Here is a 13,599-nt window from a genome sequence, read left to right on the forward strand (position 1 = left end):
TGGTTGTTGCCGCCCTGGTTGTTGCCGCCCTGGTTGCCGCCCTGGTTGCCACCCTGGTTGCCGCCCTGGTTGTTGCCGCCCTGGTTGCCACCCTGGTTGTTGCCACCCTGATTGCCACCCTGGTTGTTGCCGCCCTGGTTGCCACCCTGGTTGTTGCCACCCTGATTGCCACCCTGGTTGCCACCCTTCCAGGGGCCGTCCTTCCAGTCACCGGGACCGCCGGGGCCGCCACCGGGCTTGCCGGGCTTGCCCGGGCCGCCGCCCTTCCAGTCGTCGGGGCCGCCGGGACCCATCTGGCCGCCCTTGTCCCAGCCGCCCTTCGGCCCGTTGCTCCACGGACCCTTGTGCCCGTTCGGCCGGTGCCCGCCGCCGCGGATGCTGTACCCCTTGCCGACGAAGTAGTCGGGCCGGTCCGGCCATCCCTTGGGCCAGCCGCCGCGCCACTCGCCCCAGTACCAGTCGTCTTCTTCGACCTCGAGGACGTAGTACGAGCCGCGCCAGCCCCAGCCGACCTTCCAGCAGTTGAAGTCCTCCCACGCGCCGAACCGGACGCCGGTCCAGCCCGCGCGGTTGCACGCGCTCTTGAACCGGTAGTAGCCGGCGATGTAGTCGTCGTCCCACCGATCGCTGCTGGACTGGGCGCTGGAGCTCGTCGTTCCCGACTGCCCGGCGGCGGGTGCCGCCTGGGCCGGAGCCGCACCGATCATCGCGCCGGCCGCCAGACCCATGCTGGTCAAGGCAAGCGCTCGAGTTAGCTTTTTCATCTCACACCTTTTCGGACAAAACGTCATTACTCGGACTATCTGATCATGCCTAGCCGAGCCCGAGCCGCTGTTTCCGCGAAGGCTGTCCGTTTGGATGACCCTTTTGGTGTCCGTACAGACATGAATGCGCCGACCATGTTTCAACCCGGAAAAGGCCCTCTATCAGGCATTTCTCTGGGTACGCCGGAACCACCCACGCTGAGCGCGAGGATGCCCGTGCAGACCACGCACGAACGGACACCCGGTCGGAAACCGGGCGTCCGTCGAGTTACCTGCGAGATAACGAGAAATGTCCCTGAAATCAGGACTTCAATGCGAGGCGCTGAAACGATAAATCGACCTCAGCGCGCAGCGCTCCGACCGTACCCACGCTGTTTGCTCTTGATCGGCTTGGCACCGACCTTGGGCGGGGCGACTGGCTTGACCAGCGCTTTCGGCGCCTGCGCCGGGCGACCCGATGCGGGAGCGGCGACCGGCGGGAGCGGGTAACGGCGCAGGATCCACGCCTGCTGACCGAGCGCGAAGATGTTCTGGGTGACCCAGTAGAGGACGACGCCGATCGGGAAGAGCACGCCGGAGACCAGCAGCGACAGCGGGAGTCCGTAGAGCATGACGCGCTGGATGGTGCGGGCCGGTTCGTCCTGCGCCCAGCCGGACTTGCCGATCATCTGACGGGTGCTGAGGTATGTCGTCGCGGTCATCACCAGGATCAGCACGGCCGCGACCAGCTTCACCGTGAGATCGCCGGTGGTGAATCCCTCGACGATCGGCGCGCTGAACATTTTCGCCTGCACGGCGCTGTCGAACTGGGTGAGTGTCCAGCCGTAGAGGGTGCGCGACGCCTCGCTGGTGACGTCCGGGCGCAGGTGGCGCAGCACGTGCAGCAGGCCGATCACGACCGGGATCTGCACGAGCATCGGCAGGAACTGGGCGAGCGGGCTGACCTTCTCCCGCGCGAACAGTTCGCCGAGCTCCTTCTGCAGCGTCGCCCGGTCGCCCTTGTGCTTCTCCTGCAACGCTTTGACCTGCGGTTGAACACGTTGCGTCGCCCGCTGCGACCGCACCTGCTTGATGATCACCGGGAAGAGCGCGAGGCGGACCGTGACGACGAGGAAGACGATGCCGAGTACCCAGGCCCAGGAGGTGCCGAGGGCGGGCAGATCACCGAGCAGGCGCTGCCAGGCGGCGTGCCAGAACAGCAGGATGGCGGAGATGGCGGAGTAGACGGGTTCCATCATGAGGAAGTGATCCTTTGCGGACGCACTGGACTGGGGACAGTCGGCAGTGGCCGCCCAGGGGCGGTCGCGCGGTCAGCGCGGGGCGACGCTCAGCGCAGGGCTGAAGGATCAGCACCGAGCCAAGGATCAGGCGGCCACGAGCCGCCGGGTCGGACCTCGGGGGCGGGTCCGGCCGGGTGCGTCGGGATCACGATGGCGGGGCACACCGGTACGCCGGGCGCGGTCGCGCATCTCGGAGCGGCTGACCGGCGGATGGGCGACGGTGCGGAAGTGGGTCATGACGCCGGCGGCAACCGCGGTCAGCAGCAGCACACCGGCGACGCTGGCCGCGCCGACGAGCATCGCGGTGGGGCCGGCGTCGGTCAGCAGGCCGACCAGGCGCCAGAGGGCTTCCCACCACATCACGTCGACCAGGCTAGCTCGCCGGTGCAACGTCGGCGTCGGACAGCGCCGCGTACGCGGGCCGGAGCACCTCGACGATCGGCCTCCCGTGATGACTCAGCGGCGGGGCGTCGAGTTGATCGAGGAGGGCGTCCGGGCGTACCCCGGTGGGCGCCGCCGCCGCGGGCGGCGGATAGTTCCCCCAGAAGGCGCCCGGATCGTCCGGATCGATGAGCGGAACCCGCTCGGCCGGCGACGCGGGCTCCGGAGCGAGGACCCCGTCGACCGCGGCCGATTCCCGGGCGCGGCGCAACCGCATCAGCAACTCGTCGCGGGACCGCCCTCGCCAGGTGAAGACCTCGAACGGGTCGGCCTCGAACGTGCGGGCCAGGGCGTAACACGTGGCCGCCAGGTGCGCGCACGGCATCGGCCACCGCTCGCAGGTGCAGTCCAGCGCGACCTCGTCGAGCGACAGCGGCAGCAGCCCGAGCCCGGCTTCGGCGAAGACCGCCTCGATGCCGTCCGGCATCCGCCCGTCCAGCAGCCCGGCGACGTAACGCGCCTCGCTGACCAGGGTTTTCTCCACCCGGGCCCACTCGCTCGCGCTGAACGAGCGTACCGCGATGCGGGAGCGGAACGCGGTGGTCTCCTCCGGGCCGCGGACCAGCGCGACGACCAGGCTGGAGGAGATGGTCAGGCTGCGCACGTGACCGGCCCGCTCGTCGCGGCGGCCGCGCGCGAACGTCGGGCCCATCCGCAGGGCCTCGAACATGCCGAGGAAGGCCAAAGGCAGGTCAGTCAACGATGGCCTCCGGGAGCAGGGCGAACAGGTCCCGCAGCTCGCTGGTGGACAGCGCGCTGAGCCAGCTCTCGCCGGTGTCGACGATCCGCTCGGCGAGCACACCCTTGTCGGCGATGACCTTGTCGATGTTCTCCTCGAGGGTGCCGAGGCAGACCAGGTTGTGCACGTGCACGTCCCGGCGCTGACCGATCCGGAACGCCCGGTCGGACGCCTGCGTCTCGGTCGCCGGGTTCCACCAGCGGTCGATGTGGATCACGTGGTTCGCGGCGGTCAGGTTCAGCCCCGTGCCGCCGGCTTTCAGCGACAGCACGAAGATCCCGGGGCGCGCGGCCTGCTGGAACTCCGCGACCATGGCGTCGCGCGTCCCGCGCGGCGTGCCTCCGTGCAGGAACTTCACGGGTACGCCGAACCGCGCGGCCAGATGCGGCGTGAGCATCGCACCGAACCGGGCGAACTGGGTGAAACACAGCACGCTCTCCCCCGCACCGAGCGCCCGGTCGACGATCTCCTCAAGGCGGTCGACCTTGCCGGACCGGCCGGGCAGCGGCGAGTTGTCCTTGAGCAGCAGCGCCGGGTGCACACACGCCTGTTTCAGCTTGGTCATCGCGGCCAGGACCAGGCCCTTACGCCATTTGTCGCCGGGTTCGGCGAGCCGGTCCAGCAGGTCGTCGAGGACCGCCTGGTAGAGGCTGACCTGCTCGGTCGTCATCCCGCACAGGTGCCGCACGAGCCGTTTCACCGGCAGCGTGGCGGCGATCGCCGGGTCGCTCTTGGTGCGCCGCAGCAGGAACGGCCGGGTCGCCTGCCGCAGCCGGGCCGCGGCGTCCTCGTCGCCGTACCGCTCGATCGGTACCGCGAACCGCGCCCGGAACGTGTGCGCCGAGGCGAGAATGCCGGGATTGATGAAGTCGAGGATCGACCAGAGCTCGGCCAGCCGATTCTCCACCGGGGTGCCGGTCAGCGCGATCCGGTTGCGCGCCGGGAACCGCCGGACCGCCTTGGCCGCGCTGCTCCCCGCGTTCTTGATGTGCTGCGCCTCGTCGAGCACCACCCGGTCCCACGAGATCCCCGCCAGCACGTCCGCGTCGCGCACCGCGGTCTGGTAGGTGGTCAGCACCAGGTCAGCGCCGTCGGCCAGCGCTGTCGCATCGGCGCGGCCGGCGCCGTGCAGCACCCGGACCCGCAGCTGCGGCGCGAACCGCTCCGCCTCGCGCTGCCAGTTGCCGAGCACCGAGAGCGGGCAGATCAGCAGCGCCGGGCCCTCCCGATGATGCAGCAGCAGGGTGAGCAGCTGCACGGTCTTGCCCAGCCCCATGTCGTCGGCGAGACAGGCACCGAGCCCGAGCCGATCAAGAAAGGCCAACCACGAAAAACCCCTCATTTGGTACGGCCGGAGCACAGCCCTCAGATCCTCCGGTGGGTCGAGGACCTCCAGCCGCTCCTCCAGCCGCCCGGTGAGCAGGTCGGCGAGCCAGCCCTCGCCCCGGGCATCGGTCACCGGCAGCGGCAGGCCCTCGGGCGGGAGCAGTCGCATGGTCGCGAGCGCGTCCCCGGCGGTCATCGTGCCGCCGCCCCGGCTCAGGAACGCGAGCCCGGCGGCGAGCCGCTGCGGATCGAGGTAGACCCACCGCCCGCGCAGCCGGACCAGCGGCACCTTGGCCCGCGCCAGGTCGGCGAGCTCGTCCTCGGTGAGGGTGCGGCCGCCGAGCGCGAGCCCCCAGCTGTACGACACCAGCTCCTTCTTGCCGACCGCCCGGTCCCGCAGCACGGTCGAGACCGGGTCGCGCCCGCGCACGTCGAGCGACAGCCCGAGGCTCGAACGCCGCTGCCACCAGGCCGGGAGCAGTACGCCGTAACCCGCTTCCTCCAGCAGGGCCGCGTGGCTGAGGAAGCCGTGGGCGCCCTCGGTGTCGAGCAGCATCTCGGCGGGCCGGGCGCCGCGCAGGGCCTCACCGAGCGCCGGGTAGAGCCGGGCGGCCCGGCCGAGGCCGGCCAGCAGTCGCTCCTGCGGGTGGCTGGTCCAGCGGCTGAGCGGCGCGAACGTGTCCCGCCACACGTCGGCGGCGGTGACCAGGACGCTCGGCTCGTCGGCGGCCTGGAGCAGGAACTCGAGCCGCCAGGCGTCCTGCGGCAGCGGCACCTCGTCGGGGATGACCGGCTCGTGCTCGCGAGGGTCGCTGAGCCGGAAACAGACCCGCACCTCGGCGCCCCGGGCGGCCTGCTCGAACCAGGCGCTCAGCCGCCCGGCCAGCTCGTCGACCAGGGTGGGCGCGGCGTCGAACTCGGGCTCGGCACCGAGCGCCGCCAGCCACCCGTAGTCAGCGAGCGAGACGCCCGCCTCGGCAAGCCGGGTGCGGACCAAGCCGTCGACAAGCCGGTCGAGAGCAGCGTGCAGCAGCTCCTCCGCCGGGTGATCACCGGCGCGGCAGGCCGGTGGCATGGTCTCCAGCAGCGCGGCCCGCCGGACCGCGTCGGCGCCGATCATCACCGGCTGCCAGACCGCCGCCGGGCGGGCGCCGCCGACCCGCACAGCGGGCAGCACCCGGCCGCGGCGCACCAGGCTCGCGGCGAACCCGCACAGCTCGACGAGCCACGCGGCCGACGGCGCGACCCGCCCGTCGAACTCGGCGACCAGATCGGGGTCGAGAAACGGCACGGTCACCGCCGGCACCCGCCATGTCCGGGCCCGGGGCGCGCCCCGCCGCGGCGGCAGCCCGAGCTGCGGCGACGACAGCGGCCCGGACGAGGTGGACGGCAGCGTCAGCAGGGCGGCGTCCCGCGTCTCGCCGGCCGGCAGCTCCCCGGCCGCCGCGGCGAACGGATGCCACGGCACGGCGCCGCGCGACGCCGGTTTCCGGGCCGGGGCGCTCTGACCCGCCGACTCCTGAATCGGCGGCGCTGTCTCCTCGGCCCACAGGTTGAGGTCGCCGTCACGGCCGACGAACCCGTGCAGCACCCGGACCGTGGCCAGGATCGGTGCGCCGGCCGTCATGCCAGCGCCCAGATCAGGTCGGGTGGGCGGACCCGGGCGCAGCGCGGCCCGCCCTCGGCGTCGGTGAGGCCCAGCCGGGCGACGAGGGTGCCCTCACCCCCGGCCGCGGACCGCAGCAGCGGACCCGGGATGTCGCCGAAGAGCAGCTTGGCCCGGCGGAACATCGCGAACGTCTCGCCGTCGACCGCACCCCAGCTCAGGTAGAGGAACCGCTTCCCCGGGCCGCCGTGCACCCACGGCCCGCCGACGTCGATCCACCCGTCGACGTGGCGGACGTCGACGTCGAGCTCCCACACCGCGCTCTCCGCCTGAACCGGGACCCGGCCCACCACCTCGGCCTTGCGTTGCACGCCGACGTGCACCCCGCCGAGCCGCAGCGCCTCCGCCTGGGGAGCGCCCGGCCGGCCGGGTAGGTCGTAGCCCTCGATCCGCATCCGCACGCTGAGGACTCTAGGCCGCCCCTCCGACATTTTTACGCGCCCGGCGGGCTGGCTCACACGGCAGTAGGGTGCGTTCATGGAGGCTTGGGACGGTGCCACGGTGCGGTTCCGCTATCCCGATCCCGGCAAGACCCTCGCCGCTGTGCGCCTGCTCTCCTCGGTCCGGCACGCCGACCTCGCGTACGCCGGCGACGGCTGGCACCTCGACCTGGACGCACCGCCGGCACAGCGAATCGAGTACCGCTTCGAGCTGACCCGCCCGGACGGCACCCGCGAGACCAGCACCGATCCGGGCAACCCGATGCACGCCGAGGGCGGTTTCGGCCCGTCCTCCGTGGTGCACCGCCCCGATTACGCGGAGCCGGACTGGCTGCACCGCTCCGGCCTGCACGGCATCTGGCGCACGGTGCACCTGCCGGTCCGTGGCCTGCAAGCCACCGTCGACCTGCGGATCTGGTCGCCGGACGGCCCGGACGCGGCGAGGACGAAAGGCCGGGTGCTCCTCGCCCACGACGGCACCGACTACGAGCGGTTCGCCGCCCTGGCCCGGTATTCCGCCGCGATGATCCGGGCCGGCAGCGTTCCGCCGTACCATCTGGTGCTCGTGAACGCCGGTGAGCGTGCCGAGTGGTACTCGGCCTCGCCCGCGTATTCCCTGGCGCTGGCCGGCGAGATCATTCCGCGGATCCGTGCCGAGCTGGGCGGCCCGGCCGTCGTCGGCGCCGGCGCGAGCCTGGGCGCGCTCGCGATGCTGCACGCGCAGCGCCGGCATCCGGCCGGGTTCGCCGGTCTGTTCCTGCAGTCCGGCAGTTACTTCCAGCCCCGGCACGACAGTCAGGAGTCCGGTTTCGAACGGTGGGGGCGGATCGTCCGGTTCACCGGTCAGGTGCTGCGCGGCGGCCGCGGCCCGGGCGTTCCGGCGGCGCTGACCTGCGGTGCGGCCGAGGAGAACCTGGCGAACAACCGGGACATGGCGGAGGCGCTGACCGGCCAGGGATATCAGGCCGCCTTCGCCGAGAACCCGGACGCGCACACCTGGACGGGCTGGCGGGACGCGCTGGATCCGCATCTGACCGCGCTGCTGTGCCGGGTCTGGCCCGATTAAGAAAAAGCCGATCAGAACGAAGGAGGCGGCCGTGGCCGACGTCGAGCACACCATCGGAATGTTGCTGGGCACCGAGGACGACTGGCCACGCGCTTACGAAGCGCTGCTGCGCCGCGTCGGCCTGGTGACCGGGCCGGACGGCCGCACCCACCGGGCCAGTCCGGTGCGGGTGACGATCGAACCCTTCAACCTTCGGTACGAACCGAAGCACGACCTGGTCATCGACCGGCTCGCGTACTGGTACTACCACCCCCGCGAGTGGCTCAAGAAGATCGCTCTGATGGACGGCGTGTACCTGCTGAACAGCCCGTTCACGTTCCAGTCGATGGAGAAGCACGCGGCGTACTGCGCGATGATGCGGCTCGGCCTGAAGATCCCGGAGACGGTTCTCGTCCCGTTCAAGAACCCCCTGGAGAACTCGCGCTGGGCGTACACCGCGGCCCGGTACAACACGTCGTTCGACCTGGAGGCGACGGCCGCGTCGATCGGGTACCCGCTGTGGATGAAACCGTACGACGGCGGCGCCTGGGTCGGCGTCTCGAAGATCCGCAACGCCGACGAGCTGCACGCCGCGTACGACGCCTCGGGTGAGCGCCTCATGCACCTGCAGGCGTCCGTCGAGGGGTACGACGTCTTCGCCCGGAGCCTGAGCATCGGCCCCGAGACGATGGTGATGAAGTTCCGCCCGGACGAGCCGATGCACGCGCGGTACGAGGTGGACCACAACTTCCTGTCGGCGGCGGCCGGCGACGAGGTGGTGACCATCTCCCGGCTGGTCAACGCGTTCTTCCGCTGGGAGTTCAACAGCTGCGAGTCGCTGGTGCGCGGCGACGAGGTGCACCCGATCGATTACGCGAACGCCTGCCCGGACGTCTCCCTGACCTCGCTGCACTACTACTTCCCGTGGGCGATGACCGCGCTGCTGCGCTGGACCGTGTTCTGCGTGGTGACCGGCCGCAAGCCCCGCCTCGACACGGACATGTCGAGCTACTTCGCCATCGCCGACGACACCTCCCTGTCATACGCCGAGAAGCTCGCCGGTTATCGCACGCTCGCCGACGACTACTTCGAGGTGGACCGGTACCGGGAGTTCTGCGACAAGCACCTGAGCAACGTCGACGAGATCGTCTACGACTGGGTGGTGTCGGACGAGTTCCGGTCGCTGCTGCGCGAGACGGTCCGCGCGACGTACCCGGTGCACGAGCACGAGAAGTTCCTCGCGCACTTCGGCGGCCTGATCGACGCGTGGATCCGGGACCAGGAGCGTTGACGCGGTAACAACCGCGTAATAAACATAGGTCCATGTCTCGATGGGAGCGCTCCCGCATCATCGGCCTCACGGCCGCCCTACTGACAGTCGGCATAACCACGCCATCCCAAGCCCAGGCACAGGCACAGGCACAGGCCGACGAGGTCGAACAGGTCGTCAACGGCGGCTTCGACGGCACCGCGGACCCGTTCTGGTCCTCGGCCGGTTCACCGATCACCCTCACCGAGGGCGTGGCATGCATCGACGTGCCCGGCGGCACCACCAACCGCTGGGACGTGTCGCTCGGCCAGAACGACATCGACCTGGTCGCCGGCGAGAACTACCGGTTCGCCTTCGACGCCTCCGGCGACCCCGCCGGGCACGTGGCCCGGGCCATCACCGGGCTCGCCGCCGCGCCGTACGACACCTATTTCGAGCAGTCGCCCGTCCTGGGCACCGCCCTGACCCACTACGAGTACACGTTCACCGCGAGCACCTCCACCGCACAGGGACAGGTCGCCTTCCAGGTCGGGGGCAGCCCGGACCCGTGGCGTTTCTGCGTGGACAACGTCAGCCTCGTCGGCGGCGTCCCGCCCGAGGTCTACGAGCCGGACACCGGACCGCGCGTTCGTGTCAACCAGGTCGCGTACCTCAAATCCGGCCCGAAGAACGCCACCGTGGTCACCGATGCCACCACCCCACTGCCGTGGGAACTGCGGGACGCCACCGGCAAGGTCTTGAAGAAGGGGAAGACGACACCCTTCGGCGTAGACCAAAGTTCCGGGCAGGCCGTCCACACCATCGACTTCAGTAGCTACCGCCGCGAAATCCGCGGTCTTACGCTGACTGCCGACGGCGAGACCTCACGACCCTTCGACATCGGGACGGATGCCTATGAGCAGCTGAGAACCGACGCGCTCAAGCTCTACTACACCCAGCGCAGCGGCATCGAGATCCGCGACGACCTGCGTCCCGGATACGCCCGCCCGGCCGGCCACGTCGACGTCGCGCCCAACCAGGGTGACGGCGCCGTGCCCTGCCAGCCCGGCGTCTGCGACTACACCCTGGACGTGCGCGGTGGCTGGTACGACGCCGGCGACCACGGCAAATACGTGGTCAACGGCGGCATCTCGGTCTGGGGCCTGCTCAGTGAGTACGAGCATCTGCGCGGCTCCCGCAAGGTCGCCCTCACCATCCCGGAGAGCGGCAACCGGGTGCCGGACATCCTCGACGAGGCCCGCTGGGAGCTGGAGTTCCTGCTGAGCATGCAGGTTCCGGCCGGTGAGGCGTACGCGGGAATGGTCCATCACAAGATCCACGACGCTGCCTGGACCGGTCTTCCGCTGCTGCCGCATCTGGATCCGCAACCGCGCGAGCTGCACCCGGTCTCCACCGCCGCGACGCTGAACGTCGCCGCGACAGCGGCGCAGGCGGCGCGTCTCTACAAGCCGTTCGACGCGGCCTTCGCGAAACGCGCGCTCACCGCCGCGCGCACCGCCTACGAGGCCGCCAAGATCAACCCCATTTCGTACGCGCCGGAGAGCGACGGCATCGGAGGAGGCGCCTACAACGACGCGAAGGTGGGCGACGAGTTCTACTGGGCGGCCGCCGAGCTCTACCTGACCACCGGGGAGCGGAAGTACCGCGACGACGTCCTCGCCTCGCCGGAGCACACGGCCGACGTGTTCGGACCGGTCGCCCTGGACTGGGCCGCCACCGCCGCGGCCGCCCGCATCGACCTGGCGCTCGTGCCGAACAGGCTGCCCGGTCTCGCCGCCGTCAAGACGTCGGTGACCCGCGGCGCCGACAAGTACCTCGCGATCCAGCGGCAGCACGGGTACGGCGTCGCCTATGCCCCGGCGAACAACGTCTGGGACTGGGGTTCGAGCAGCGTCGTCGCCAACAACCTCGTGGTGATCGCCGCCGCCGAGAAACTGACCGGAAAGGACCGTTACCGCGACGGCGTGCTGATCGGCATGGACTACCTGTTCGGCCGCAACGCGCTGAACATCTCCTACGTGACCGGGTACGGCGAGGTCAGCTCGCAGAACCAGCACAGCCGCTGGTACGCCGCGCAGCTCGACCCGTCGCTGCCGCACCCGCCGGCCGGCACCCTCGCCGGCGGCCCCAACTCGTCGATCCAGGACCCGGTCGCGCAGGCCAAGCTGGCCGGCTGCGTCGGGCAGTTCTGCTACATCGACGACATCGGTTCCTGGGCCACCAACGAGCTCACGATCAACTGGAACGCGGCACTGTCCTGGCTCAGCGCTTACGTAGCCGAGACCGGCTGACGCGTCCTACGCTGCCCTTCAGGGGGTGGCTTCATGCAGGCACTTCGATTCGCCGCGGCGCTGTACCGCGCACGGTTCGACATCGTCTACCACGGTTACGTGCGGCGGGACCCGATGTCCCGCCTGCACCTCAAGCCGGGACGTGACAACCCGTACGCGATCTACGACACCGTCCGGGCGGGTGGGGACCTCGTTCCCACCCGCCTCGGGAACTACGTGACGGCGTCGTACCCGATCTGCTCGTCGATCCTGCGGGACCGCCGCTTCGGCGTGCGCTCGTCGGAGATCAACGGCCCGGGCGCGCCGGGCGACTCGCTGGACATGTCGTTCCTCGACCGCAACCCGCCCGACCACACCCGGCTGCGCCGCGTCGCCCAGCCCGCGTTCAGCCCGCGCCAGATCGGCGGCTATCGCGGCCTGATCGAGCGCTCGGTCGACGAACTGCTCGACCGCGCTCTGGCGAAAGGCACGTTCGACCTGGTGCCGGCGTTCGCCGCGCCGCTGCCGATCGCGGTCATCACCGACCTGCTCGGCATCCCGGAGGCCGACGCCGGCCGCTTCGCCAAGCACGGCGCCACCATCGGCGGCGCCATCGACGGCATCCGGGGCCTGCGCCACGCCGCCGAGCTCAAGGCAGCCAGCGACGCCCTCGACACCGTGCTCACCGACCTGATCACCCTGCGCCGGCAGGAGCCGGCTGACGACGCCGTCTCGCACATCCTCGCGGCCGAGGGTGATCAGATCCAGTCGTCGGAGATCCTGCCGATGTGCCGGCTGCTGCTCGTCGCCGGCTTCGAGACCACCGTCAACCTGATCGGCAACGCGGTCAACGCCCTGCTCGACCACCCGGCCCAGTGGGCTGACCTCTGCGCCGACCCGGCCCGCCTCGCCGAGAAGGCCGTCGAGGAGACGCTGCGCTGGGACCCGCCGGTGCAGCGAACCGCCCGGTGCGCCTTCGAGGACATCGAGGCAGGCGGCCGCGTGGTGAAGCGCGACCAGTTCGTGATCACCCTGATCGGCGCCGCCAACCGCGACCCTTCGGTCTTCTCCCGGGCCGGCACCTTCGACATCCACCGCACCCCGGAAGCCGACCACCTGGCCTTCTCCGGCGGCATCCATTACTGCGTCGGCGCTCCCCTGGCCCGCCTGGAGGCGGTGATCGCCCTCCAGCGCCTGGCCGAGCGGATGCCGAACCTGCGCCGCGCCGGCGCCATCCGCCGCCGCAACGCCACCCTGATCCGAGGCCCCATCGAGTTCCCGGTCCACGCGGACAGGCGGGTCCTCACCTCCCACTGACAGCACCGCCTTGCCTGCGGATCGTGGTCCCGGAGCCACAGTCCGAGGGACACGCGGTCCACGATCGCGGGAGCCCACGGAGGTGTCGATCTCAGGTTCGACAGCGCCCGGTGAAAACATCTTGGGCTCTTCCGATTTGTCCGGTGGGCACTGTGACGGCGGGGCGCACTGGCACGGCACCTGCCACATGCGGCCCCCGGCATCAGCTATGCCGGTCAGATACTGAAATAAAACCACAAATCCCCAAACCGCAGAGCCGTAGACCGCGGAGCGACGAACCGCGGGTCTTGGAGTCGCAGGGACGAGCCGTAGCTCAGCGCTGTTATCAGAGCTCCATAACAGGGCTGGACTACGGCTCAACCCGGCGAGCCGTGGTCCAGCCCTGTTATCCGGGTCCGCAAACGTATCTGAGCTACGGCTCGCCCACGACAACCCCGCCACCGACCCAGCGATAGCGGCCGGCCCTGGCCGGCCAACCCGGATCCGGCCAGCTCTTACGGTCGTGCGCGGACCGAAAACACGACCGTAAACGCAAGCCGGACACGACCGGCCAGCGCTTACCGTCGCCGACAGGACTCAGACAGGTCATCGGTTCTCTTACGATCGTGGCCGGCCGGGCAGCCGGGGACCTCAAAGGCGGTAGGAGCGGGTGTTCGGCGGGCCCGACGGCAGGCCGAACAGGTCGCACAGGCCGGTTACCCGCAGCTGGCGGTGGACGAACTCGCTCGGGTTGCGCAGCCGCACCCGCCCGCCGATGTCGAGGGCCGCGTGATGGGCCGTCACCAGCGCGCCCATCCCCATCGAATCCATGAACGTCACGAACGTCAGGTCGACCACCAGCACCCTGGGCCGGTCGGACTGCAGGACGACCATCAGCTCGGCCCGGATCGCGTCGACAGTGGCAGCGTCCAGGTTTCCCCGGACCTCGACGACGATCGCGCCGTCGGCCTGCCGCCGTGTGGTCATCACGGCCTCGCCCATCACGCCCTCCGAGCCGGGCGATGTGCCCGATCGCCTCACGGTACCGCCCTCGATGGGCCC

Annotated in this window: 11 protein-coding genes; 4 read left to right on the plus strand and 7 right to left on the minus strand. The window is 70.5% G+C overall.

Translation table 11 applies throughout. From position 1 onward, the window contains the following. The 6 genes from B0I29_RS46110 to B0I29_RS37425 form a co-directional block, all read right to left on the minus strand. Positions 1-764: hypothetical protein (locus tag B0I29_RS46110; protein ID WP_181558174.1), on the minus strand; the 764-nt coding region annotated here is incomplete at its 3' end. A 341-nt stretch (positions 765-1,105) separates the two neighbouring features. Then, positions 1,106-1,999 (minus strand): membrane protein insertase YidC, encoded by an 894-nt coding sequence (gene yidC / locus B0I29_RS37405; protein WP_111654052.1) that lies wholly within the window; start codon positions 1,997-1,999, stop codon positions 1,106-1,108. Between the two features lie 129 nt (positions 2,000-2,128). Continuing rightward, complete coding sequence (locus tag B0I29_RS37410) at positions 2,129-2,404, minus strand: DUF6412 domain-containing protein (RefSeq protein WP_245973108.1); 276 nt, start codon at positions 2,402-2,404, stop codon at positions 2,129-2,131. Between the two features lie 13 nt (positions 2,405-2,417). Then, positions 2,418-3,185: an SWIM zinc finger family protein gene (locus tag B0I29_RS37415; RefSeq protein WP_245973079.1), complete on the minus strand. Its 768-nt coding sequence runs from the start codon at positions 3,183-3,185 to the stop codon at positions 2,418-2,420. Further along, a complete protein-coding gene (locus tag B0I29_RS37420; RefSeq protein WP_111653906.1) occupies positions 3,178-6,177 on the minus strand; it encodes a DEAD/DEAH box helicase in 3,000 nt (999 codons plus the stop codon). The genes B0I29_RS37415 and B0I29_RS37420 overlap by 8 nt, the downstream gene beginning before the upstream one ends. Next, the gene (locus B0I29_RS37425; protein ID WP_245973109.1) at positions 6,174-6,611 is read right to left on the minus strand and encodes a DUF5990 family protein; all 438 of its coding nucleotides are present in this window, start codon (positions 6,609-6,611) and stop codon (positions 6,174-6,176) included. Before B0I29_RS37425 ends, B0I29_RS37420 begins: the two co-directional genes overlap by 4 nt. An 82-nt stretch (positions 6,612-6,693) precedes the next feature. Between B0I29_RS37425 and B0I29_RS37430 the strand changes: the two genes are divergently transcribed. From B0I29_RS37430 to B0I29_RS37445, 4 genes are read left to right on the plus strand one after another with little or no spacing between them, the layout of a single operon-like run. Next, positions 6,694-7,722: an alpha/beta hydrolase gene (locus tag B0I29_RS37430; protein WP_111653908.1), complete on the plus strand. Its 1,029-nt coding sequence runs from the start codon at positions 6,694-6,696 to the stop codon at positions 7,720-7,722. 31 nt (positions 7,723-7,753) lie between these two features. Further along, positions 7,754-8,992 (plus strand): ATP-grasp domain-containing protein, encoded by a 1,239-nt coding sequence (locus B0I29_RS37435; RefSeq protein WP_111653909.1) that lies wholly within the window; start codon positions 7,754-7,756, stop codon positions 8,990-8,992. A gap of 32 nt (positions 8,993-9,024) precedes the next feature. After that, positions 9,025-11,262 carry a glycoside hydrolase family 9 protein gene (locus B0I29_RS37440; RefSeq protein WP_111653910.1) on the plus strand — a complete coding sequence of 746 codons (2,238 nt, stop codon included), beginning with the start codon at positions 9,025-9,027 and terminating at the stop codon, positions 11,260-11,262. Positions 11,263-11,295: 33 nt separating this feature from the next. After that, on the plus strand, positions 11,296-12,558 hold the full coding sequence (locus B0I29_RS37445) for a cytochrome P450 (protein WP_111653911.1): 1,263 nt from the start codon (positions 11,296-11,298) through the stop codon (positions 12,556-12,558). Positions 12,559-13,188: 630 nt separating this feature from the next. On the opposite strand, the gene B0I29_RS37450 is transcribed toward B0I29_RS37445, so the two are convergent. After that, positions 13,189-13,539, minus strand: coding sequence for an STAS domain-containing protein (locus tag B0I29_RS37450; protein WP_111653912.1), 351 nt, complete (start codon positions 13,537-13,539; stop codon positions 13,189-13,191). Positions 13,540-13,599 lie beyond the last annotated feature (60 nt).

It is taken from the genome of Actinoplanes lutulentus (assembly GCF_003259845.1).
GTDB classification, from domain to species: domain Bacteria; phylum Actinomycetota; class Actinomycetes; order Mycobacteriales; family Micromonosporaceae; genus Actinoplanes; species Actinoplanes lutulentus.

Bases quoted from the DNA above. Each gene is read 5' to 3' on its own strand.
- yidC (WP_111654052.1), bottom strand. From the start codon at position 1,999: ATGGAACCCGTCTACTCCGCCATCTCCGCCATCCTGCTGTTCTGGCAC.
- B0I29_RS37410 (WP_245973108.1), bottom strand. From the start codon at position 2,404: ATGTGGTGGGAAGCCCTCTGGCGCCTGGTCGGCCTGCTGACCGACGCC.
- B0I29_RS37420 (WP_111653906.1), bottom strand. From the start codon at position 6,177: ATGACGGCCGGCGCACCGATCCTGGCCACGGTCCGGGTGCTGCACGGG.
- B0I29_RS37425 (WP_245973109.1), bottom strand. From the start codon at position 6,611: ATGCGGATCGAGGGCTACGACCTACCCGGCCGGCCGGGCGCTCCCCAG.
- B0I29_RS37430 (WP_111653908.1), top strand. From the start codon at position 6,694: ATGGAGGCTTGGGACGGTGCCACGGTGCGGTTCCGCTATCCCGATCCC.
- B0I29_RS37440 (WP_111653910.1), top strand. From the start codon at position 9,025: ATGTCTCGATGGGAGCGCTCCCGCATCATCGGCCTCACGGCCGCCCTA.
- B0I29_RS37445 (WP_111653911.1), top strand. From the start codon at position 11,296: ATGCAGGCACTTCGATTCGCCGCGGCGCTGTACCGCGCACGGTTCGAC.
- B0I29_RS37450 (WP_111653912.1), bottom strand. From the start codon at position 13,539: ATGGGCGAGGCCGTGATGACCACACGGCGGCAGGCCGACGGCGCGATC.